The sequence below is a fragment of the Elusimicrobium sp. An273 genome (assembly GCF_002159705.1).
GTDB classification, from domain to species: Bacteria; Elusimicrobiota; Elusimicrobia; order Elusimicrobiales; family Elusimicrobiaceae; genus Avelusimicrobium; species Avelusimicrobium gallicola.
On sequence record NZ_NFJD01000001.1, the window covers coordinates 154,511 to 175,879 of the forward strand.

Annotated in this window: 22 protein-coding genes; 1 reads left to right on the forward strand and 21 read right to left on the reverse strand. The window is 51.9% G+C overall.

The window, feature by feature from the left end; all coding sequences use genetic code 11:
• Window position 1 precedes the first annotated feature (1 nt).
• The 10 genes from cysS to dnaB form a co-directional block, all read right to left on the reverse strand.
• Window positions 2-1,402: a cysteine--tRNA ligase gene (gene cysS / locus B5F75_RS00790; protein WP_239406339.1), complete on the reverse strand. Its 1,401-nt coding sequence runs from the start codon at window positions 1,400-1,402 to the stop codon at window positions 2-4.
• 2 nt (window positions 1,403-1,404) lie between these two features.
• Complete coding sequence (locus B5F75_RS00795) at window positions 1,405-1,974, reverse strand: hypothetical protein (protein WP_087286469.1); 570 nt, start codon at window positions 1,972-1,974, stop codon at window positions 1,405-1,407.
• Entirely contained in the window at window positions 1,971-3,122 is a 1,152-nt protein-coding gene (ispD, locus tag B5F75_RS00800; protein ID WP_087286472.1) for a 2-C-methyl-D-erythritol 4-phosphate cytidylyltransferase, read from the reverse strand. Before ispD ends, B5F75_RS00795 begins: the two co-directional genes overlap by 4 nt.
• A gap of 10 nt (window positions 3,123-3,132) precedes the next feature.
• On the reverse strand, window positions 3,133-4,080 hold the full coding sequence (locus B5F75_RS00805; RefSeq protein WP_087286475.1) for a PIN/TRAM domain-containing protein: 948 nt from the start codon (window positions 4,078-4,080) through the stop codon (window positions 3,133-3,135).
• Window positions 4,081-4,191: 111 nt separating this feature from the next.
• Window positions 4,192-5,559: a DNA repair protein RadA gene (radA, locus tag B5F75_RS00810; protein WP_087286478.1), complete on the reverse strand. Its 1,368-nt coding sequence runs from the start codon at window positions 5,557-5,559 to the stop codon at window positions 4,192-4,194.
• An 8-nt stretch (window positions 5,560-5,567) separates the two neighbouring features.
• Entirely contained in the window at window positions 5,568-6,860 is a 1,293-nt protein-coding gene (locus tag B5F75_RS00815) for an MlaD family protein (RefSeq protein ID WP_087286481.1), read from the reverse strand.
• 46 nt (window positions 6,861-6,906) lie between these two features.
• Window positions 6,907-7,671, reverse strand: coding sequence for an ABC transporter ATP-binding protein (locus tag B5F75_RS00820; RefSeq protein WP_087286484.1), 765 nt, complete (start codon window positions 7,669-7,671; stop codon window positions 6,907-6,909).
• Window position 7,672: 1 nt separating this feature from the next.
• Window positions 7,673-8,449, reverse strand: coding sequence for an MlaE family ABC transporter permease (locus B5F75_RS00825; RefSeq protein WP_087286487.1), 777 nt, complete (start codon window positions 8,447-8,449; stop codon window positions 7,673-7,675).
• A complete protein-coding gene (gene alr, locus B5F75_RS00830) occupies window positions 8,449-9,549 on the reverse strand; it encodes an alanine racemase (protein WP_158093732.1) in 1,101 nt (366 codons plus the stop codon). The genes B5F75_RS00825 and alr overlap by 1 nt, the downstream gene beginning before the upstream one ends.
• Before the next feature lie 9 nt (window positions 9,550-9,558).
• Window positions 9,559-10,977: a replicative DNA helicase gene (dnaB, locus tag B5F75_RS00835; protein ID WP_087286493.1), complete on the reverse strand. Its 1,419-nt coding sequence runs from the start codon at window positions 10,975-10,977 to the stop codon at window positions 9,559-9,561.
• A 199-nt stretch (window positions 10,978-11,176) separates the two neighbouring features.
• Here dnaB and B5F75_RS00840 point away from each other — a divergent pair, with 199 nt between their 5' ends.
• Complete coding sequence (locus tag B5F75_RS00840) at window positions 11,177-12,625, forward strand: peptide MFS transporter (RefSeq protein WP_087286496.1); 1,449 nt, start codon at window positions 11,177-11,179, stop codon at window positions 12,623-12,625.
• 78 nt (window positions 12,626-12,703) lie between these two features.
• Here B5F75_RS00840 and B5F75_RS07635 read toward each other — a convergent pair whose 3' ends face one another.
• From B5F75_RS07635 to B5F75_RS00895, 11 genes are all read right to left on the reverse strand, one after another.
• Window positions 12,704-13,246, reverse strand: coding sequence for a type IV pilin protein (locus tag B5F75_RS07635; protein ID WP_275531899.1), 543 nt, complete (start codon window positions 13,244-13,246; stop codon window positions 12,704-12,706).
• 197 nt (window positions 13,247-13,443) lie between these two features.
• Entirely contained in the window at window positions 13,444-13,956 is a 513-nt protein-coding gene (rplI, locus tag B5F75_RS00850; protein WP_087286499.1) for a 50S ribosomal protein L9, read from the reverse strand.
• Window positions 13,957-13,972: 16 nt separating this feature from the next.
• On the reverse strand, window positions 13,973-14,296 hold the full coding sequence (gene rpsR, locus B5F75_RS00855) for a 30S ribosomal protein S18 (RefSeq protein ID WP_087286501.1): 324 nt from the start codon (window positions 14,294-14,296) through the stop codon (window positions 13,973-13,975).
• 23 nt (window positions 14,297-14,319) lie between these two features.
• The gene (locus tag B5F75_RS00860; RefSeq protein ID WP_087286504.1) at window positions 14,320-14,763 is read right to left on the reverse strand and encodes a single-stranded DNA-binding protein; all 444 of its coding nucleotides are present in this window, start codon (window positions 14,761-14,763) and stop codon (window positions 14,320-14,322) included.
• Between the two features lie 7 nt (window positions 14,764-14,770).
• Window positions 14,771-15,091: a 30S ribosomal protein S6 gene (gene rpsF, locus B5F75_RS00865; RefSeq protein WP_143351215.1), complete on the reverse strand. Its 321-nt coding sequence runs from the start codon at window positions 15,089-15,091 to the stop codon at window positions 14,771-14,773.
• Between the two features lie 190 nt (window positions 15,092-15,281).
• Window positions 15,282-16,244 (reverse strand): hypothetical protein, encoded by a 963-nt coding sequence (locus B5F75_RS00870; protein WP_087286510.1) that lies wholly within the window; start codon window positions 16,242-16,244, stop codon window positions 15,282-15,284.
• A gap of 87 nt (window positions 16,245-16,331) precedes the next feature.
• On the reverse strand, window positions 16,332-16,556 hold the full coding sequence (locus B5F75_RS00875; RefSeq protein ID WP_087287564.1) for a DUF167 domain-containing protein: 225 nt from the start codon (window positions 16,554-16,556) through the stop codon (window positions 16,332-16,334).
• Window positions 16,557-16,643: 87 nt separating this feature from the next.
• Window positions 16,644-18,200 (reverse strand): 2,3-bisphosphoglycerate-independent phosphoglycerate mutase, encoded by a 1,557-nt coding sequence (gene gpmI, locus B5F75_RS00880; RefSeq protein WP_087286513.1) that lies wholly within the window; start codon window positions 18,198-18,200, stop codon window positions 16,644-16,646.
• 2 nt (window positions 18,201-18,202) lie between these two features.
• Window positions 18,203-18,805, reverse strand: coding sequence for a 3'-5' exonuclease (locus B5F75_RS00885; protein WP_087286516.1), 603 nt, complete (start codon window positions 18,803-18,805; stop codon window positions 18,203-18,205).
• 3 nt (window positions 18,806-18,808) lie between these two features.
• Window positions 18,809-19,522, reverse strand: coding sequence for a hypothetical protein (locus tag B5F75_RS00890; RefSeq protein ID WP_087286519.1), 714 nt, complete (start codon window positions 19,520-19,522; stop codon window positions 18,809-18,811).
• The gene (locus tag B5F75_RS00895) at window positions 19,519-21,228 is read right to left on the reverse strand and encodes a sensor histidine kinase (protein ID WP_087286522.1); all 1,710 of its coding nucleotides are present in this window, start codon (window positions 21,226-21,228) and stop codon (window positions 19,519-19,521) included. The genes B5F75_RS00890 and B5F75_RS00895 overlap by 4 nt, the downstream gene beginning before the upstream one ends.
• Between the last annotated feature and the right edge of the window lie 141 nt (window positions 21,229-21,369).

The window sequence follows — 21,369 nt, forward strand, 5'->3', positions numbered from 1 at the left end:
ATTATTTTTTCTCCGTTTGCTGGCCCTTAGGCGTATCTTTTACCACATATCCTTTTTGGGCAATCGCGTCGCGAAGTTCATCGGATTTTTTCCAATCCTTTGCGGCGCGGGCGCGGGCGCGTTCTTCCAAAAGCCGGGTTACTTCTTCAGGAAGCGGCTCGGAAGAAACTTCCGGCTGGACAAACAAATCCAGCGCAAGAATCGTGTCGGCAAACTGCAAAAAATCCAGCTTTTCCCCGGGCGTCAATTCGGCGTTCCGTACGGCTTCCCACGCAAGAGCCAGCGCTTTGGGCGCGTTTAAATCGTCTTCCATGGCAGCCGTAAATTTTTCTTTCCACGCACGGGATTTGTCGGTTTGCTGCGCGCGGTTTTGCGCCGCCGTACGCACTTGGCTGCACAAAGCGCGCAAATTCTTTAAGCTCTTGGCGGCGCTGTCCATACTTTCATACGAAAATTCCAATTGCGTGCGGTAATGCGCACCCAAGCATAAATACCGGTAGGCCAGCGGCTCGTATCCTTTTTCTCTCAATACATCCAGCGTCACAAAAGTGCCACCGGACTTGGACATTTTGCCCGAACGCAAAATCAAAAATTCGCCGTGCACCCAATAATTGACGTATTTTTCGCCGGTGGCGGCTTCGCTCTGGGCGATTTCGTTGGTGTGGTGGATGGTGACGTGGTCAATCCCGCCGCAGTGAATATCCAGCGTATGTCCCAGGTACTTCATTGCCATGGCCGAGCATTCAATATGCCAGCCGGGGAAACCGACCCCCCACGGGCTGTCCCATTCCATTTGGCGTTTTTTATCCTTGGGGGAGAATTTCCACAAGGCAAAATCCGTCGGGTTGCGCTTTTCGTCACTCATTTCCACCCGCGCGCCGCCTTGCAGGCCGCTGATGCGCGCATGGCCCACCAGCGCGTCATAGCGCGGGAATTTGGACGTATCGTAATAAATACCGTCCGACGTGCGGTAGGTATAGCCTTTTTCTTCCAGGGTTTTTACCAGCGCAATCATTTCTTTGATATGCTCGGTAGCCCGGCTGATGACACTCGGGCGCGAGCAGTGCAGCGCGTCGTAATCCTGCCAGAATTTAGCTTCATAAAATTTGGCGATATCCCACGCGCTTTTTCCTTCGCGGGCGGTGGCCACTTCCATTTTATCTTCGCCGTCGTCCGCGTCGGACACCAAGTGCCCCACATCCGTTACGTTCATCACGTGTTTCAGCGGATAATGCAGGCGAATGGTGCGCGCCAGCAAATCTTCAAAAATATACGTGCGCAAATTGCCGATGTGGGCATAATTGTAAACGGTCGGCCCGCAGCAGTACATCGTTACCTGTTTTTCATTTTGCGGTTTAAATTCGTCTTTATGCCGGGTGGCCGTATTGTACAAATACATCATATTTATTGTGCCTCTTTCATCTGTTCAATATAGTTGGATGCAATGGTATTAAAAAACAGCGTGCAGGTGGACTGGCCCACATCGTTGGCGGAGCGTTCGCTGAGCATGCAGCGCACTTCAATATCCGAAAGCGGATTGACCGCCCCCACACTGCTCATGGCGTACGTAAAACCCACCGGGCGGTATTTTTTAAGCGCCACCGTGTAGGCTTGATCCAACGCTTTTTGGAAAACCGCCATTTCCTTGCGCGAGGCCGAAGGCCCTAATTTAAATTTATGCGCCGCTACATTTACCACCACATCGCCGTAATTTCCATAGGTGCTGGCGATATTTTCAGACGTAAAATCTTCATCTTCGCTCAGCGGCTGCCCCGGCTGGGCGTTTTCGTCCGCGCCGGCCAGCACGGAAGGATCCGTGGGAATATCGGAGGTAAATTCATAGTACACTTCATTTCCCGGGTAGCGGGAATAATCAATCCCCTGGGTTACTTTTTTGCGGGAGCGAAAGTCCGTGGTGCTGCAGGCACACACAAACACCGCCAACAATAAAGTGATCACGAAACGAGTCTTCATAAGCTGCTCCTTAATTTTAATGTAGCCACGGCCTGGCACATGGCCGCTTCGCCGCGGCCGATTTCGCCCACGTGTTCGTGGCTTTTTGATTTAAAACTCACGCGTTCCACCGGCATTTCAAACACCTTGGCCAGCGAGTGACGCACCGCGTCGTAATGCGGTTTCATTTTGGGTTCTTGGGTTATGATGGTGGCGTCTATATGGTCAATTTCCGCGTGGTGCGCGCGGACGATTTCCAACACTTTTTTGGCAATCGTCACGCTGGAAATGCCTTTAATGGAATCATCCGTTGGCGGGAACAAAATACCGATTTCGCCCGCACACAACGCGCCCAAAACAGCATCGCACAGAGCGTGCAGCACCAAATCCCCGTCGCTATGGCCCAAAAAGCCCTTCGTGTGCGGAATTTCCACCCCGCCCACATACAATTTCCGCCCCGGTTCCAGGCGGTGCAAATCAAAACCAAATCCGGTTCGGTACACCGTTTTTTCTTCTACAAGCGCCTCCGCAAACACCAAGTCTTCCGGCGTGGTAATTTTATTGTTTTTATAATCAGACGGCACCAAATGCACCGCAACGCCCGTTTTTTCCACCAGCTGCGATTCGTCGGTGGCGTCTTTTTTCTGGCCAAACTGCTCTAGGGCGCGGGCCAGCACTTCCCGGCGGTAGCATTGCGGCGTTTGGGCCGCCCATAACACGGAGCGGTCTAACGTCTTTTCCACAACGCCGTTTTGGCCCACTTTAATGGTATCTTTTACCGGTACGGCCAGCACCGCCGCGCCAAACTGCAGGGCCGCCTGCAAACATTGTTCAATATGCTGCGGGTTGACCAGCGGGCGGGCGCCGTCGTGCACGGCGATTGTTTGCGCCGCCGCAGACGTTTGGGCAAAGCCGTTTTTGACCGATTCCAACCGGGTATCCCCGGGGTCTGCATAGATTAAATCCGTAAAATACTTATTTAATTCCGCACGGTTTTCCGGCGGGGTAACCACTACAATTTCCCGAACGTCGGGGCATTTTTGAAAGGCTTCTATCGTACGAACCAAAACGGGTTTTCCTCCAAGCGGCAGCATTTGTTTGGGGCGGCCCATTCGTTTGCCGCTTCCCCCCGCTACCAACACCGCTGAAGAAAAACCCGTCCGATTCATGTACAAAGCCTTATTTAATTTTGGCAAAAATCATCCGGCCAGAAGACGTTTGCAAAATGGAATAAACGGATACTTCCGCCCGTTTGCCGATGTATTTGCGTCCGTCCTCCACCACGACCATTGTTCCGTCGTCCAAGTAGCCGATGCCCTGTTCTTTTTCTTTGCCGTCTTTCATAATAAACAGCGACATGCTTTCCCCCGGCAGCACTACCGGTTTTAAGGCGGTGGCCAAGTCGGCAATGTTCAAGGCAATTACGTCGTGCAAGGCGGCGATTTTGTTGACGTTAAAATCCAGGGTAACCACTTCCGCGTCCAGGCTTTTGGCCAGTTTTACCACGCGTTCTTCCATCGTGTCGGCTTTGGGCGTTTTGGAAGTAACCCGCACGGCAATTTCGCTCAGCTCCCGCAGGCGCGCCGCCACGTCCAGCCCGCGCCGTCCTTTGGCGCGTTCCAGCGGGTCTTTGGAGGCCGCCATTTTGTTCAGCTCGTCTAATACGAAAACCGGCAGCACGATAATGCCGGAGAGAAAATTAATTTCGCACAAATCTACGATGCGCCCGTCCATCAGCGCCGTTACGTCGGCTACTTTCAAATGGTGCCCGGTGTAGGAAAGCCCTTCCAAATCGCGCGATTTAATCAGGCTCGCAATGACGCCGAATATGATGAGGCCGATTTCAATGTCGCGCCCGTACGTCATCCAAAAGTTCATTACGTCCGCTTCGGCGAAATGAATCATGCCGTAGTCAAAAAACACATACAGCATATACCCCAGCAAAAAGCCGGAGCAGGCAATCATAATTTTAATCAGGCGCAGGCGTTTAAACAGCACTTCGCCCCCCACCACCAGCGCGCCGCACAGCAGGCCCGCCAACAGGCTCATCCATTCTTTATCGATAAAATTGTACGTCAGAAAAGGAAAAGCCACCAACGTGGAAATACGGAAAATCCAAATAGGCATATGCCCTCCAAAACGGGGAAAAACTCCCCAAATAGAACTAGCTATATTTTAGCACTTTACAGGCCTTTTTTGCAGAATTTCTTAGGCGTACGGTACGACGGGGAAACGCTTTTAGCGCAGTTTAAGGGCCAGCGCGTTTAAATCCGCCAGCTCGCACAGCGAAAGCGTTTGGAGTTTTTGCTTCTCCGTTTTAGACACGGGTGCGCAAAAAGCTTTTTTAAATCCCAGCCGCTGCGCTTCTTCCAGCCGTCTGTCTAAAAGCGGCACCTTGGCCACTTGCCCCAAAATGCCCACTTCCGCCATAAATACGCTGTCGGGCGCGATGGGAATATCCCTGCAGGAGCTGATTACCGCCGCGCACACGGCCAAATCCAGCGCCGGATCCTTTAGCTTCACGCCGCCCGTTAAGCTGACGAAAATGTCTTTATTGTCAAGCGGCAGGCCGATGTGTTTTTCCAGTGCTGCAAACAGCATCAGGCACCGGTTTAAATCCACCCCCGTGGCCACCCGCCGCGGAAACGGATAGCGCGTAGGCGATACGAGCGCCTGCACCTCGGTCAGCAGCGGGCGCGAGCCTTCCGCCGCCAACGAGTACGCCCGGCCTTTTAGGGCGCGGTCGCGCGAGGTTTGGGCAAAGTATTCGCTGGCATTTTCCACCGATTCCAAGCCGGCAGACGTCATTTTAAACAGGCCGATTTCGCTGGTGGAGCCAAAGCGGTTTTTGTGCGGGCGCAGCAGGCGAAGAACGTTGTCTTTCTCCGTGTCAAAATACAACACGCAGTCCACCATATGTTCCAAAATTTTCGGCCCGGCCAGCTCGCCGTCTTTGGTTACGTGCCCCAGCACGAACGTGATAATTCCTTTGGGTTTGCACAGGCGCACCAGCTCGCTGGTGCATTCGCGCACCTGCGCCACCGTGCCGGCAGAAGACGTAAATTCCGGGTGGTACACCGTTTGGATGGAATCCAAAATCAGCACTTCCGGGTTTACCTGTTCTACCGACTCCACAATTTTCTGGATGTCTGTCTCGCACAGCAAAAAGATATTTTCCCCCTGCACCTGCAGCCGGCGGGCGCGGCCGGAAATCTGGCCGATGCTTTCTTCGCCGGAAATGTACAGTACTTTTAAGGTTTTGGAAAGTTCCGCCGCCACCTGCAGCATCAGGGTGGACTTGCCGATGCCCGGCGCACCGGCCAAAAGCGTAAGCTGCCCTCTGACAAGGCCCCCGCCAAGCAGCCGGTCAAATTCGGGGATATGTGTTTGGATGCGGGGTTCCTGCACGGATTTGCTTTCGGAAAGTTTTACTACTTCGGATGAAAAATCCGTAAAGCTGCGTGTGCGCGCGGGCGCTTTTTTGCTTTCCTGCTGTTTTACCTCTTCCACCAACGTGTTCCATTCCCCGCAGTCCGGGCATTTTCCGGCCCATTTGGGGGATTCGTACCCGCATTTCTGGCAGACAAAAACCGTTTTAAACTTCATACCTTGCCTCACGAGCCGGCCATAGCGGCCAGGCCAAAGAAAGACGAAATATCTTGGTCGTTAAACGAGATGTTGGCCTTGACGGCAAAATCGTTGGTTTCCAGCACGTCGCGCGCCCAGGCACCCACCGAGAAGTAGCGGTTGAAGCGGAAGTCTACCCCGTAGGTTAAATTCGGTTTGTTAAACAGACGCCCGTTGATGACGCGGTCGCGCCCCCAGTCGGAAAACTCGCCCGTGAAGGTGAAGCGTTCCAAAAATTCTTTGTCATAGAACGGCTTGAGCTCCAGCGCCACGCCGCCAGCACCGCGGATTAAGCCCGCCGATATGGTGGCCCACTTGTTGTACAAGCCGAAGCGCACGTCAAACTGGTTCTTTTCCAAATAGTCTTTAGCGTCTAAGCGGTCGTCCTCGTTGCCGATATTGGCAATACCGGCGCGGTAGAAGGTATAACCGCTGGAAGGATAAATTTCAAGCGCCAGGTCGCTTGTAGCCAGGGCCGGGCCCGGCATATAGAAGAAATCATAATCCCAATACACGCGGAAGCGGCTCATTTTGCCTACAAACGTTTTAACTTCGCCCATGGTTTCTTTCAAATCTTTCACGCTGTCCTTCACGTCTTCCTTCATCTGCGGGTCTTTAATCAAACTGCCGATTACCCCTTCCCCCTGCTCCAAGCTGTTCATCAGCGAGTCGGCCTTGGCCATTAAATCATTTAATTTGGCGGAAGCGACGTCCAAGTTCTGTACCGAGCGCGAAAGATACGGCCGCATCTGCGCCACCAGCTGGTTTAAATTGGCCGACAGCTGCCGGACTTCGTGCATCGTCTGGTTTAATTTTTCGCCGAACTGGCCTTGATTGTTGACGCTGTCCACAAACTCTTTAATGCTGCTCATGGTTTTGGTAATCATCACGTCCATGGGCATTTCGTCCGCGCCGCGCACCAAGGCGCCGGGTTTTAATACGCCCGCCGCAGGCGTGCCTTGTTCCACCTTCAGGTATTTCGTGCCGATAATCCCCGTCATCACTACGCTGAACCGGGCATCACGGAAAATTTCCACCCCTTCGTGAATATCCGCCACCACAACGGCCTGGCCTTTTTCAATGCGGATGTGGCGCACGCGGCCCACTTCCACGCCGGAAAGTTTCACGGGCGCTTTGACGGGCAGGCCGGACACGTCTTCAAACGCCACGTTAATCTCATACGAACGCGTGACGGAAAGACCCCCTAAAAAATACAGGGAAAATCCAAAAATTACAATCCCCAATACGGTAAAAATGCCTAATTTGGTTTCTGGTTTCATACCTTCATCCTTTTGTTAAAATCTCCGCGCCCAGGCGCCTGTAAAATCAGTCTTTCATCAATTTCATTTGTATCGGCCCGTGGCTGCTGCCGGTTACAAATTGTTTGACATACGGATTATCGGTGTGTTTAAATTCTTCCGGCGTGCCGTACATCAAAATATCCCCTTCGTACAGAAAGGCAATATAGTCTGCTATCTTAAAAGCCGAGTGCATGTCGTGCGTAATGACGACCGACGTTACCCCCAGTTTGGCTTTCAAATCCATAATTAAATCGCTGATAATGTCCGACATAATCGGATCCAGCCCGGTGGTGGGCTCGTCGTACAAAATCACCTGCGGCTCCACCGCCAGCACGCGCGCCAGCGCCACGCGCTTTTTCATTCCGCCGGAAAGCTCGCTGGGGTTGAGTTTGGCCACGTCTTCCTGCAGGCCCACCAACGCCAGTTTTTCTTTGCTCACGGCCGGGTAATCTTTCTCCGGCGTGTCCGTCAAGTATTTCAGCCCGAACGTTACGTTTTCGCCCACGGTCATCGAGTCAAACAGCGCCCCTTCCTGAAACAAATACCCAAACCGCCGGCGCAGAGCCGCCAGTTTGATTTCGCTGCGGATTTTGGTAATGTCTTTTCCCCCTACCAAAATTTGCCCGCCCGTGGCCTGTTCCAAACCGATTAGGCATTTAATCAGCGTGCTTTTGCCCGAGCCGGAACCGCCCAAAATACAGGTCGTTTTGCCTTCCTCTATTTTCAGGTTGACGTTTTTTAACACTTCTTTCGTTCCGAAACTCTTTTTAAGCCCGATGATTTCAATCATATTAAATTCCAAACGCCGTCAGAATAGCGGTTAAGAAATAATCCAGCACCAAAATAAGCACAATGGTGGTTACCACCGCGCCGGTGGTGGACTTGCCCACCCCCTCGGCCCCGCCGCGGGTGCTGATGCCTTTGTAGCAGCACACCGTGGCCACCATAAACGCAAACACAAACGTTTTGATAAACCCGTGCATAAAATCCCGCACGCCCATAAACGACGTAATATCCGTGATATACACTTCGCCGGCAATGCCCAGCGCATACACCGCCACCAGATATCCGCCCAACACGCCGAACAAATTGGAAAAAAGCGTCAAAATAGGCATGGTCAGCATAAACCCGAACATCCGCGGAATAACCAAATAGCGGATGGGGTTGGTGCCTAAGGTATACAGGGCGTCAATCTGCTCGGTAACGGCCATGGTGCCAATCTGCGCCGTTACGGCGGCGCCCGCCCGGCCGGACACAACCACACTGGTCAGCACGGGGCCCAGCTCGCGGATTAACGAAAAGGTTACAATCGTTCCCACAAAAATCGGTTCGCCAAAAATGTTGCCAATGGTATTGCCCGCCTGCAGCGCAAGCACCATCCCGGTAAACAAGCTCGTCAGCGCCGTAACGCCCAAGGATTCCACCCCGATGGTTACGCTCTGGTCTACCGCCTGGCGAAACTCAAACCGCGAATGCGTCAGCCAAAACAGGCTGGAGCGCACCATTTGGGCGGCTCCGCCGATTTGGTCAAACATACGGGTCATATACGTTCCGATGGCGGTAAACATTATTCTTTGTAAATCCTCGGCACGCGCGGCATTAACAGCGTGCACAGTTCGTAATCAATGGTTCCGGCTTTTTGGGCCAGTTCGGCAAAGGTAACTTCTTCGTCTCCCTGGCGGCCGACGGCCACGGCTTCATCGCCCACGGTTACCGGGCCCGCTTGGGTAATGTCCACCATCAGCATATCCATGGTAACGTTTCCCAGCACCCGGCAGCGTTTGCCGCGGATTAAAATTTCGCCTTTATTGGACAGGGCGCGCAGGTAGCCGTCCCCATACCCTAAGGGGAGCGTGGCCACTTTCATCGGGCGCGGCGCAATAAAACTGCGGTTATAGCTGATGCTGCTGCCAGCCGGCACGTCTTTTACATACACTACCCGGGTTTTTAAAGACAAAATAGGCTCAAAGCCTTTTTCCAGCCCAAAAGCGCTGTGGCCGGTGCGCACCATATCGTAGCGCACATCGGGCCGGGCCACAATGGCGGCCGACGCTGCCACATGGCAATGATTAATATGAATATGGTGCAGCTGGACATTGGTCAGCGTGTCGCGGTAGTAGCCGATTTGCTCCTCGGTATAGGCCGGGTCGGTTTCTACGCTGGAGAGGTGGGTATACAGCCCGTCCAGCACCACATGCGGGTCGTGCGCCAAGAAATCAATCACGTTAAACACGCCGCCGCGGCGGGTGCCGATGCGGCCCATTCCCGTGTCTTGCTTCACGTGGCAGAACGCTTTTTGACCCAGTTTGGCAGCAATTTGGCTAACAGCTTTGGCCGCGTCCAAACTGGCAATGGTAACCGCCAAGTGGTTTTTAATAGCGTATTCAAATACTTCAAACGGATACAGACTGCCCAGCACCAAAATCGGCAGCGTTACGCCCGCCTGGCGCAGGGCAATGCCTTCCTCTACCGAGGCGGTTCCAAAAAAATCGCTCAGGTGGTTTTGCTGTAGAAAAAGGCCCAGCTTTTCGGCCCCGTGCCCATAGGCATTGGCTTTTAAAACCGTCAGCACTTTCACGCCGGCCCCCGCTTGGGCATGCACTTTGTGCATATTGCGGGCCAGCTTTTTTAAATCCACTTCCGCCACTGTTGGGCGTAAAATAGGCATAGACATTTGTTACTCCGGAAGCGACATCATCGTATTGCCGCTCATCTCTTGCGCATTTTCCATATGTTCAGGCGCAGGGTTGGTAAACAAGGCGTACTCGCCAAAGAACGCCAAATCAATATCCCCCACGGGGCCGTTGCGCTGTTTGGCAATAATCAGCGTGGCTTTGTTTTTAAGCGATTCATCGTCGCGCTTGTAATACGCCTCGCGGTGAATCAAGGCTACCACGTCGGCGTCCTGTTCAATAGAGCCGGACTCGCGCAAATCGGAAAGCTGGGGTTTGTTGTCGGTGCGGGATTTGTCTTCATTTTTACGGCTCAGCTGCGAAAGCGCCAGCACCGGCACGTTAAGCGTGCGGGCCAAGTCCTTAAGCATGCGGGAAATTTCGGACACTTCCTGCTGGCGGCTTTCCGCGCGGCGTTCTCCGCCGCGGATCAGCTGCAGGTAATCAATCACGATCAGCCCCAATTCCTTGCCCTGTTTTTTTAATTCCGTAGCCAACCGGCGCGAGCGCATGCGAAGTTCGGTAATGGAAATGCCGGACGTATCGTCAATATACATCGGCGCCGAGGCCAAGCGGCCCAGCTCCCGCGTTAAGTCCGACCATTTGCTCTGTTCGTAATACCCGGTGCGCAGTTTGTAAATTTCCACCATGGCCGCCGCACCCAGCATACGTTCAAAAATAATGTGCCGCCCCATTTCCAGCGAGAAAAACGCCACCGGAATGTTGCAATCCACGCACGCATGGTGGGCGATGTTGAGGGCCAAGGCCGTTTTCCCCTGGCTGGGGCGCGCCCCCAAAATAATTAAATCCGACTTGCGCAACCCGCCGGTTTTGCGGTCAAACTCATCCAGCCCCGTGGGCACCCCTTGGATGGCGCTTTTGTTGCGCACGGCTTTTTCCAAGATTTCTATTACTTCGGGCGCCAGTTCTTTGGAGGAAATAAAACCGGACAGTTTTTGCTTCTGGCTGAGGCGGTAAATTTGGTCGGCCGCTTCGTCAATTAAAATTTGCGGGTCGTCGTCTTCCTCTTTATAGCAGCGCTGCACCAGGCCCGTGGCGGTGCGGATTAAATCGCGCACGACAAACTTTTTATACACAATCTGGGCGTAATGCTTGACGTGCGCCGCCGTGGAAACTTTGTCCACCAGCTGGGTTAAATACACCTCGCCCCCCAGCTGCGTAAGCTGGTGGTGCTTCTTTAATTCTTCCGTCAGCGTGATAATATCCACGGCCTGGCTGCGGTCGGCCAAAGCTTTCATGGCGGCAAAAATCTTCTGGTGGGCTTCTTTATAAAAATGTTCCGGCTTTAAAATTTCCAAAGCTTCCGTCACGGCGTCGGCGTCCAACAGCATAGAGCCCAAGACGGCCATTTCCGCATCAATGGCTTGCGGCGGGATACGTTCTTCCAACAAATTACTGGCCATAATACCTCTTAAAAATGGGAAACTCAAACTCCGCGTTTTTGCTAGTGCAAAAACGCTATTTCTTTCATTGTAGCAATTTCTGGCAGAAAAGGGGGCCCTCCCTGTTGGCTTTCCGCAAGCAAAAGGGTGATATTTTTTCCCCGTCGCAAGGCAAAATTTAGTAAAGTGTATTATTCTTTGTTTTTTTAAGGAGGATTTCATGGAACAAACAGCCGTAAAAACGAAACAACCCACCGGGCTTTGGCTCCTGTTTATGACCGAGCTCTGGGAACGCTTCAGCTACTATGCCATGCGCAGTATCCTGATTTTGTATATGGTGTATCTGCTCGGGATGGACAAGAGCGGCGCTTCCAACGTATACGGAACGTTTACCAGTTTGGTTTATCTTTCCACTTTGCTGGGCGGTTTCTTAGCCGACCGATACCTGGGCCAAAAATGGGCCACCATTTGGGGCGGACTGATGATTGCGGGCGGGATGTTCATCATGAGCGTGCCCACCGTGGCTTTCCTCTATATCGCCATGGGGCTCATTATTTTGGGGAACGGTTTTTTCAAACCCAATGTGGTGGCCATTGTCGGGCAGTTATATGAAAAGAACGACGCCCGGCGCGACGGCGGATTTACGATTTTTTACATGAGCGTCAACATCGGCGCCTTCTTCGGGCCGCTGCTGGTGGGCCATTTGGCGGCAGGGGGCAACTATAAAGCGGCCTTCTGGATTGCCGGGGCCGGAATGGTGATTGGCCTGTTTACCTTTATTTTGGGATACAAAAAATTCCTCTTGGGCAAAGGGGCCGCTCCCAAAGACAAACCGACTTTCTACAAAGACCCCGCCCTCTGGGCCATCGTGCTGGCCATTCCGATGGTCGTTTTGTATATGCAGGGGCATCACACCGCTTCTTACATTTCCTTTGCGGTGCTGGCCGCTGCCTACTATATGTACAACAAAAAGGTCAACCGGGTAAAAACCGAAAACACCGCCCCGCTGACCCGGCAGGAAAAACAGCAGATCGCCGTAATCGGCATTTTGGCGTTTTTCAGCATTTTCTTCTGGGCCGCGTTTGAACAGGCGGGGGCGGCGCTGAACCTGTTTGCCTACGAATATACCGACCGCGTCATCTCCTTCTTTGGCCACAGCTGGGAAATTCCGGCCAACTGGTTTCAAAGCTTAAACCCGCTGTACGTGGTCATTTTTGCGCCGTTGTTTTCCAAATTATGGATTGAACTGGCCAAAAAAGGCATAGAACCCTCCACTCCGGCCAAGTTTATGGTGTCGCTGTGGCTGATTGCCTTGGCTTTTGGCGTAATGCTGCTGGGCGCGTTTGCACTGGTGGGAAATGCCAAAATCAGCTTGTTCTATTTGGCGTTTACGTACCTGTTCCAGACGTTTGCCGAACTGTGCATTTCGCCGGTGGGCAAATCCATGGTTACCAAACTGGCGCCGGCGCGGTTTGTATCGCTGCTGATTGGGGTGTGGTACTTGTCCAACGCGGTAGCCAACAAATTGGCGGGGGTGTACTCCGGCTATTTCCAGCGCATCAGCAACGAACAGTTCTTCCTGTGGCTGGTGATTGTGCCGCTGGCGGTATCCGGGCTTTTGCTGGTGTTTTTAAAACCCATCAAAAAATGGATGCACGGCGTACACTAAGATGTTTCCAACATAAAACCCCGGGTCAAAAACCCGGGGTTTTTATTTAGCGATACTAAATAAACGAGTGTGGATTTCTTAATTAATTGGGAATTTCCCAATACTGTATAGAGCTGGTTCCGCCCGTACTGGCCCCGCCAAAACTGGCACATACATCTCTCCAGCGACCGGCCGTAGCCCGCATAAGGTTTTCTTCTGGTCTAAATAGAATTGAAATTCCACCGTGGATCCTACTGGCCCGCCATCCGGAAGATAAATGTGAATCCTTTTTTGCCAAGCATTCAAATCTACTGTCCAGTCTCCATTGCACGTATAGCGCCCGCGCCCGCCTTGCGCTTCATAAGAAATGCTTTTAAACTCACAATCGGCCACTTGTGTGTCCAATTCTTCCATATACGGGCTGTATTTGCCGTTGGCCATATAATACAGTTTTTCGGCTTGGATAAGCGGGGCGGCCCACGTCATCACTTGGGTGAGGCGCGACTTGTCTACCACGCGCTGGTACTGCGGTACAGCAATGGCCGCCAAAATACCGATAATTAATACCACTACTAAGAGCTCTATAAGCGTAAATCCGGCGTTTTTACCGTCAGAGAAGGATTTTTGATAAATTTTTGCCATACGCAAAATTTATCAAAAAAAAAAAAAGAGTCAAGGGGCGAGCCGCCCCTCCCTGCTCTAGGCCCGTTCATCCGATTGGTTTAGGCCACACTGTTTCCGTACTGTTGCACTCTTTTCCACATTTCATTTATTCCAAATTCACACAAAAAGAAAACCCCCGCTTTCGCGGGGGTTACAAAACGCAATCGGGTCGGGATTTATTTGGCTTCGGCAACCGCTTCGGCTTTTTCTTCCGGCTTGGCATCGGCTACTTTTTCTTCCACCGTGGTCAAGGGGTTAATCTGCACTTTAATCGTGGCGGTAACAGTCGGCTTCAAATAAATGCCCACTTCGGTTTCACCCAAAGCTTTAATCGGCATATTGAGCTCGATGGCATCCTTGGAGATGTTGTGCCCCAAAGCATTCAAGGCTTTGTAGATATCGGCTTTGTTGACGGAACCGAATACCACGCCGTCGCTGTTGACGGTTTTGGTAAACGGAAGCACCACACCGGCCAATTTTTCGGCAATGGCGCGCGCTTCGGCCAGTTCCGCTTCAATGCGTTTGGCGCGTCTTTCGGCGCCCAACTGCCAGTTCTTAATCGCGCCTTCGGTGGCGAGTTCCGCCAAGCGGTGCGGGATCAAGAAGTTGCGGGCATAGCCGGGTTTCACATCTACGATGCTGCCCACCATACCCAGGTTTTTTACATTCTGTTTCAAAATAACTTTCATTTCCAAATCCTCCGGCTTATTTCTTGGGCAACGAGTACGGCAAAATCGCCAGGTTGCGGTCGCGTTTGATCGCTTTGGTGATTTGGCGCTGGTGTTTAGCGCAGGTGCCGGTGATTCTTCTGGAAAGGATTTTGCCGCTTTCCATGGTGAAAGACTTCACGAACTGAAAGTTCTTGTAATCGACGTTGTCGATTTTTTCCGCGCAGACTTTGCAGACTTTTCTTCTGCTTTCAAAGCGCTTTTTGCCCATAAACGGACGCGCCGGTCTTTCGAGGCGGGCGGCCGGAGCAGCGGCAGGGGCCGCGGCGGGGGCTTGGGTGTTTTTAATTTCTTCAGACATTTGTTATCTCTCTTTGGTTCCTGTTAAAAAGGCACGTCGTCTTCCATCACGTCCGTGGTGGGGACGTCGTCCTTGGCGGCCGGGGCAGCGTCTTGGTTATACGAAGCCGCGGCGCCGGATTCCAGTATTTGGATTCTCCGGGCGGTTACCTGCAAGGATTTGCGGGTCTGTCCGGTATTTTTGTCGGTGTATTCGCTGCTGGTGAGGCGGCCTTCCACTTGTACGGGAGTCCCTTTTTTCACCCGGTCTTTACACCGTTCGGCGGCAGCACCCCAAACCACTACGGGAACAAACACCGTGTCGTCCTTCCACTCGTTTGTGGTAGCATCCAAATATCTGCGGTTGACCGCAATATCACAACGGCACACTGCCTGACCTTTCTGTGTAAAAGACACGTTAGGGTCACGTGTTAACCGTCCGACTAGAAGTACAAGGTTCTGTTCCGGTAATTTGATTTGTGCTGACATAGCGACCTTATTTTGCAACGGCAGGAGCCGGTTTTACTTTCACTTCCACCGAGTTCATCGTCATGGAGCGAAGTACTTTTTCGTTAAGTTTCAAGGCGTCTTCAAATACTTTTACGAATTTGGGTTCGGCTTTGAACTTAAGGTAGAGGTAAAAACCGTCGCGAACGTGGTTTACTTCGTGGGTGAATTTTCTTCTGCCCAGTTTTTCTTCGCTGACGACTTCTCCACCGTTTTTCGTAATCAAGTCTTTGGCTTTGGTTACGAATTCACCCACTTCTCCGTCGGAGAGTTGGGGTTTAACAATAATTACGCTTTCGTAAGTTCTCATATACCAATTATTCTTTTTTATTGCGTTTTGCAGGGCCAAAAAGCCCCCGCGGGCCTCTAGACCCGGAGAGTTTCTGCGGATAGATTCGGCTTTGCTCACCTATAGCCGGGGCAATCCTGACCCTATGGATATTATAACAAAATTAGCGCCAAAACGGGAGTTTTATCGCGCGGCGCATTTTCCGAACACCCTAAAAATAGAAATTGGCACAAGGGCGGTCTTTTCTCTTAGGGTGCGTCTGCAGATAGAACACGCTAGCCGCCGGCGAACTGATGGCCACGAAGTGGCCGTCTTGCAAATACGCGGAAATTCCTGCTAACGCCTGCGGGGAAAACAACCGCTCAAACAACGCCGTATTTTTGGCAAAAAACTGCCGCCCGGATTCCAATTCTTCAGCGGATACGCTCATTTGTTCCCATCGGCTGACAGTACTTTCCGATGGAAATGCCCTTCTATTGGAAAAGAAATGTTGGGCCAACGCCCCGGGCGCGGGAACCCAATGCACGATATCAGGCATCCCGGTAATAAGCGGCACATGCGCCAACCGTTTGACAGACTGGTTTAACACGCTAAACCACACATCTTCCACAGAAGCCTTTTGGGCAAGGGTGGGCATGGTGAGCAACCCTTTAGCAACCAGCTCACTGATGGAGCCGCTCCCGATATTTTTCCCGGCCATACTCATCACACAAGAAGCGTTATCCCCTATTGCGGAAACCGAAAAGCCGGAATAACAAGACGCATCAATAACGGCCGTTTGAACCGAGTGTTCCTGTAATTGCTGTAAAATGGGATTTAAATCCCGAATATCGTGATAGTGCCCGCTTTGGTCACAAATGCCGTGTATTTCTTTTTTGTTGCTTCCATGCGTTGAAATCACAATTAGCACTTGTTTCACAGGTTCGTTACGGACTTGCTGGAGGGCAACCAAAAAATCTTTCCAAAAAAAGGGTTTTACATCAGCCACCTCTGTTTTTTTTGCTTCGTCTATAAAGCCGTGCACTTGCCACTTTTTAGAGGACAAAAAATTATTCCAAGCGTTAAATTCATCCGTAAAATTATTTCTATATTCATCACAAGAACCGCCCACCAAAAAGGCTTGTTTTGCCTCCGGGCCGTCTGGCAAGGCAAACGCATTTAGCGGATTGAACATAACACTTACAGCCAATGCGCTCGCCGCCGCAAAACACACACGCAATCGTTTTTTTATCTGCATAGGATGCTCCAATTGGGGGTACTGTCAACGTTTTAAAAAAATTTTGGCCGGGCTCGTGGCGCCTTTAATAAGGGAAAGTTTATTTTCCGCCACGCCCAAGTGCTGCGCTAAAAGGGTGCGCACGGCTTCGTTGGCGCGGCCTTGCTCGGCCGGCGCTTTGACCCAGATTTCGTACGAATCGGGCCCTTTTTGCTCCAGGCGGTTTTTCTTTTCGCCCGCGTGCACTTTTACCTTGAGGTAGCTTTCCATACGGACATTGTACTTTTTCCCGGCCGGCGGCGCAAAAAAACGGGGAAAGGATTTTCCTTTTCCCCGTTTTTTAAAAAGGCCCAACGGTTATTTTTCAACAATCAGGCTTTTGGCCGTCATATCGGCAGGCTTTTTAAGGCCCATCACGTCCAACACCGTTACCGCAATGTCGCCCAAGTTGCCCGTGGCGGCCATTTTGGCGTTTTTATGGTCTTTGCTGACGTACACAAAATCCACCAAGTTGGTCGTGTGCGCCGTTTTGGGCATATTGATTTTTTCGTCCCACATTTCTTCGGCGTTGCCATGGTCGGCCGTGATGAACACCGTGTATCCGGCCGCCAGCGCAGCTTCCGTTACGGCGCCGGTGCATTCGTCCACCACTTCTACGGCTTTAACCACGGAATCAAAGTTGCCCGTGTGTCCCACCATATCGCAGTTGGCAAAGTTGATGACAATGAAATCATACTTGTTGGTGGCGATTTGCTTGAGGGCTTCGTCTTTAACAAAGTATGCTTCCATTTCCGGATGTTCGGCAAAGGTAGCCGGATCAAAGCGGCCTTTGATTTCAATGCGGTCTTCCCCGGGGTACGGTTTAATCAATTTTCCGTTGAAGAACGACGTAACGTGTTTGAATTTTTGCGTTTCCGCCAGGCGCAGCTGTTTTAAGCCGGCCTTGGAAATCACTTCGCCCAGCAGGTTGTTCATTCCGCCGCCGTCTGTCATAGACGGAAGGGCGTTGTAAGGGAACGCGTCGTAGTACTTGGTCAGCCCGCAGTACACGCAGGGCACGCGCGGCCCGCGGTTTTTGCCGGGGTAGTTATCATCGATAAAGGCACGGGTAAGCTGGATGGCGCGGTCTTGGCGGAAGTTGAAGAAAATCACGCTGGAACCCGCTTCCATCCCTTTATAATCGCCCAGCACGGTAGGCGGAATATATTCATCCACCATCGGGCCGCCGTCGGGCGTTTTCATGGTTTTGTAATCGGTCAGCACCACTTCTTCGGCGGTGGTACCGTGCAAGCCTTCGGCGCGGACAATTAAATTATACGCTTTATCGGTCAGGCTCCAATCTTCGCCGCGGTCCATGGCGTAGTAGCGGCCCTGAATCGTGGCAATTTGGCCCACGCCGTATTCCTTCATTTTGTCTTCCAGCGTGCGGATAAAGCCCACTGCGCTCTGCGGCGGCGTGTCGCGCCCGTCCGAAAAGAAATGCACATACACATTTTTAATGCCTTTCTCGGCGGCGTATTTTAAAATGGCAAACAGATGGTCTTGGTGGGCGTGCACGCCTTCATCCTGCACCAGCCCCATCACATGCAGCGGTTTGTTGTTTTTGAGGCAGTTGTCAATGCAAGCCGAAAACGCGGCGGACTTAAACAAGGAGCCGTCTTCAATCGTGTCTTTTAAGCGTTTGAGTTCCTGGATGACGATTCTTCCCGCACCCATATTCAGGTGTCCTACTTCGGAAGATCCCATATACCCGGCCGGAAGCCCCACTTGCTCGCCGGACGCTTCAATCTGCGTGTGCGGATATTGCGCCAGGTATTTATCCATATTCGGCGTTTTAGCGGTGGTTACCGCATTGTGCGGGCCGGCCTTGGCATCCCCCCAGCCGTCTCTAATAATTAAAACCACTTTATTCATACTTAATTCTCCTTATTTACTGCTATCAAATCTTTCCAGCGTTTGTATTGGAACGGCTCCAGCTGTTCCAACGTTTGCACGCCGTGCTTACTTAATATTGTAAGAAAATAATAGAAAATCTGCTCAGCCATCTTCGTATCGGCCATGGCCCGGTGCCACCCTTGCGGATTAATTCCCAAATCCGCCGCAATACAGCCCAAGTTGTTTTTGGCAAACCGCCCGCTCTTGCGCGCGAGCTTAAGCGTATCCAACACCGGATAGGGCGGGAACTTCATGCCGCACTGGGCAAATTCGCTCTTTAAAAACCCCACATCAAAATCGGCGTTGTGCGCCACAATCACGCAATTATCCAACAGCGAAAGCAGCTTGGGCAACACCGCCGCAAACCGCGGGGCGGACGCCACCATTTCGTTTGTAATGCCGTGAATGGCCACCACATCCGGGTGCATGGGCATATCGGGGTTGATGAGGGTAGAAAATTCCTCTGTCACCCGCCCGCCCTGCGAAACGGAAACCGCTATCTCGCAGATTTTTCCTCCTTCTAAGGGAGAAAGGCCTGTGGTTTCGGTATCCAAACAAGCAAATTTAATTTCAGATAGCTGCATACGTTACCAATTCAAATAAAAGCGCAGGCGCACTAAAAATCCGATAAAGGCCGCCCCGAAAGCTCCCACGTAAAACGCCATATTGGAAATATCCATTAACCGTATTTTGCGGGCGTACAGGCAGGCCGCAAACCATACCAGCAACAATACCACCCACCGCCAGCCCGGCAGGAGCATAATCAAAAAGAAAATGGCGCACATCATCGTCAACAGCCAGCGTTCGTCAAAGGTGGGATAGTCGCGCCCGTAGCGGTCTTGCTCCACGGAAAAAATAAACCACCCCAACACGCGTGTAGCCGTTACCAACCCCACACAAAAAATAATCCACGGTTCGGCAAAAAAGTTGCCCGTTTCGTACAACACTTTAAACGGCACGCATAAGAACAAGAACAACAGGTTGACGATGGTTTTGGTAAAAAACGTCAGCACATGGCCGTGGCGCATTTTGCCGCCGAACTGGAAAAACCGGTCTGCAAACACCAAGAACACGCAAAACAGCAAAATGCACAGCCAGCCCGGAATATGCCAAAAGCCCAAAAAGGGCCACGGCATCGTCAGGTAGCCGTAGCACAGCAAAAAAGCCCACGCCAAAAATACGCCGGCATGCAGGGCAATGGCCCGGGGGCGGTTTTGCTCTTCCATCCGGTTAATCGTTTTGTGGAAGAAGACAAAATCCGTCAAAAAGAAAGCTAAAAACAAACGCCAAAAAACAATCATTTTCTCTCCTTGGGCAGGCAGACGGTAAACGTACTGCCTTTGCCCGGTTCCGAGGTTACGTCCAGCGACCCGCCGTGCGCCTGCACGATTTGCCGGCTGATAAATAACCCCAGCCCGTAGCCGGGCCGGTCGGAACGGATTTGGTGGTATTTTTGAAAAAGTCCTTTTATATCCTGCGCGGAAATGCCGATGCCGCTGTCCTGCACGGACAGGTAGTACGCCTTTTCATCCTGCACGGCGCGGATGCGCACGAAGCCTTTGTCCGTAAATTTAACGGCGTTGGAAACCAAGTTCATAATGACCCGCTGCAACAGCTTCGGGTCGGCGGGCAGCCGGTCCACTTCCGTTTCGGCCGTCAGCTCCAGGCCTTTTTCCCGGGCGGTAGGCTCCAGCGTATCGGTTACGTTTTTAAATAAGGCGGCCACCTCCACGCTTTCTTTTTTGGGGGTCATCATACCCGCCTGCACGCGCGATACGTCCAGCACGTCTTCCAAAAGCGAGGATAGATTGCGCGCGGCCTGGCTCATCATTTCCAAATAGTTTTTCTTTTCTTCCTCGCTTACTTTTCCGCTTTGCAAAATATACAAATATCCCTGCAGGCCCAGCAAGGGGGCTCTTAAATCGTGCGCCACGGAGCGGAACACCTGTTCTTTCATTTCGCTCACCTGCGCCTGCAGCTGCAGCACCTGATAATCTTTTAAATCGGCCGTCATTTGGTTGAACGCTTTAATTAATTGCTTAAACTCCCCCCACCCGATTTCTTCGTCCACTTTTTCGTCCAAATTGCCGTTGCTTACTTCCTGCGCCGCATGCGCCAGCGCTCCAATGGGCTCGCCCAAGCGCTCGGCAAACGTCAGCGCGCCAAAATACGCCAGTGTGGCAATGGAGAGCAAAAACAAGGCGATAATGATGTTGGTATAGTAAATACTGCGGTAGGCTTCGCTCTTGAGCTGCAATACCGTTACGTACGCGCCTAAGATGGGCGAAGCGGAAAAAGCCCCCACATACGTTTCCCGCGGGGTTTTTAAATTTTTAATCAGCTGATTTCCCGAAGCGAATGCATTTTTAAGCGTTTCCGCGTCAAAAGCGGGCTTATATTGGTAATCGTTGGCATAAACGGCGCCGTCCTGATCCACAATATAGATCCGCCCGGTAAGCCCGATGCGCTGTTCCTGCACGCGGGAGAGAAAGCCAAAAAAGCTCATAATTCCGTATAAGAAATCGCCGTTGGAGAGCGGATAAATAAACTCGCTGATGGGCCGCCCGGCCACCACGTCAAAACTGCTGACGGACAAGCGCGGCGTTTTTGCCAATTCGGGCAAGGACGGATCCTGCGATAAATCCAGCGCGGGAATTTGTTTTAAAATTTGTTTTTCCCCCGCCCGGTACAATTCTTTTCCCTTCGGGGAGATCACGGCAAGCATCAAAAAATCGGGGTTTGCGTTCAGGGCTTCCTGCAAAATGGGCTGAGGGTTTTGTTTTTTGCGCAAGGCTTGCGTAACTTGCGGCGCAAAGGCCAGGCGCCAGGTTAAATCTTCTATATGTTGGTTCATGGAAGAAGATACAATCTGGGCCAAGTTGGCGTGCGTTTCCAAGATATTGTTTTTTAAATGTACCTGGTAATAGGTCAGCAGCAAGATCATCGGGATCAGCGGCATCAGCACCACAGCCAGGAACAATTTAAAAAGTTTAGAAAATAAAGACATATTCCACCTTATTATAAATTATATCAATTCAAAACCCGGAAACGGATAAAATTCTGCTTTCGCTGCACAGGCCCAAAAGGCCTAGGGGCGGCTGGGTCTGTCCTTCAAAAAGAGTTGGGCCTTTTTTAGGCCGTCATACGG

Excerpts from the sequence above, each read along its gene's own strand:
- B5F75_RS00840 (WP_087286496.1), top strand. The coding sequence starts at position 11,177 with ATGGAACAAACAGCCGTAAAAACGAAACAACCCACCGGGCTTTGGCTC.
- B5F75_RS00860 (WP_087286504.1), bottom strand. The coding sequence starts at position 14,763 with ATGTCAGCACAAATCAAATTACCGGAACAGAACCTTGTACTTCTAGTC.
- B5F75_RS00890 (WP_087286519.1), bottom strand. The coding sequence starts at position 19,522 with ATGATTGTTTTTTGGCGTTTGTTTTTAGCTTTCTTTTTGACGGATTTT.
- B5F75_RS00895 (WP_087286522.1), bottom strand. The coding sequence starts at position 21,228 with ATGTCTTTATTTTCTAAACTTTTTAAATTGTTCCTGGCTGTGGTGCTG.
- dnaB (WP_087286493.1), bottom strand. The coding sequence starts at position 10,977 with ATGGCCAGTAATTTGTTGGAAGAACGTATCCCGCCGCAAGCCATTGAT.
- B5F75_RS00825 (WP_087286487.1), bottom strand. The coding sequence starts at position 8,449 with ATGTTTACCGCCATCGGAACGTATATGACCCGTATGTTTGACCAAATC.
- B5F75_RS00795 (WP_087286469.1), bottom strand. The coding sequence starts at position 1,974 with ATGAAGACTCGTTTCGTGATCACTTTATTGTTGGCGGTGTTTGTGTGT.
- B5F75_RS00820 (WP_087286484.1), bottom strand. The coding sequence starts at position 7,671 with ATGATTGAAATCATCGGGCTTAAAAAGAGTTTCGGAACGAAAGAAGTG.
- B5F75_RS00870 (WP_087286510.1), bottom strand. The coding sequence starts at position 16,244 with ATGTTCAATCCGCTAAATGCGTTTGCCTTGCCAGACGGCCCGGAGGCA.
- rpsF (WP_143351215.1), bottom strand. The coding sequence starts at position 15,091 with ATGAGAACTTACGAAAGCGTAATTATTGTTAAACCCCAACTCTCCGAC.
- B5F75_RS07635 (WP_275531899.1), bottom strand. The coding sequence starts at position 13,246 with ATGGCAAAAATTTATCAAAAATCCTTCTCTGACGGTAAAAACGCCGGA.
- B5F75_RS00885 (WP_087286516.1), bottom strand. The coding sequence starts at position 18,805 with ATGCAGCTATCTGAAATTAAATTTGCTTGTTTGGATACCGAAACCACA.
- radA (WP_087286478.1), bottom strand. The coding sequence starts at position 5,559 with ATGAAGTTTAAAACGGTTTTTGTCTGCCAGAAATGCGGGTACGAATCC.
- B5F75_RS00815 (WP_087286481.1), bottom strand. The coding sequence starts at position 6,860 with ATGAAACCAGAAACCAAATTAGGCATTTTTACCGTATTGGGGATTGTA.
- alr (WP_158093732.1), bottom strand. The coding sequence starts at position 9,549 with ATGCCTATTTTACGCCCAACAGTGGCGGAAGTGGATTTAAAAAAGCTG.
- B5F75_RS00805 (WP_087286475.1), bottom strand. The coding sequence starts at position 4,080 with ATGCCTATTTGGATTTTCCGTATTTCCACGTTGGTGGCTTTTCCTTTT.
- ispD (WP_087286472.1), bottom strand. The coding sequence starts at position 3,122 with ATGAATCGGACGGGTTTTTCTTCAGCGGTGTTGGTAGCGGGGGGAAGC.
- rpsR (WP_087286501.1), bottom strand. The coding sequence starts at position 14,296 with ATGTCTGAAGAAATTAAAAACACCCAAGCCCCCGCCGCGGCCCCTGCC.
- gpmI (WP_087286513.1), bottom strand. The coding sequence starts at position 18,200 with ATGAATAAAGTGGTTTTAATTATTAGAGACGGCTGGGGGGATGCCAAG.
- rplI (WP_087286499.1), bottom strand. The coding sequence starts at position 13,956 with ATGAAAGTTATTTTGAAACAGAATGTAAAAAACCTGGGTATGGTGGGC.
- B5F75_RS00875 (WP_087287564.1), bottom strand. The coding sequence starts at position 16,556 with ATGGAAAGCTACCTCAAGGTAAAAGTGCACGCGGGCGAAAAGAAAAAC.
- cysS (WP_239406339.1), bottom strand. The coding sequence starts at position 1,402 with ATGATGTATTTGTACAATACGGCCACCCGGCATAAAGACGAATTTAAA.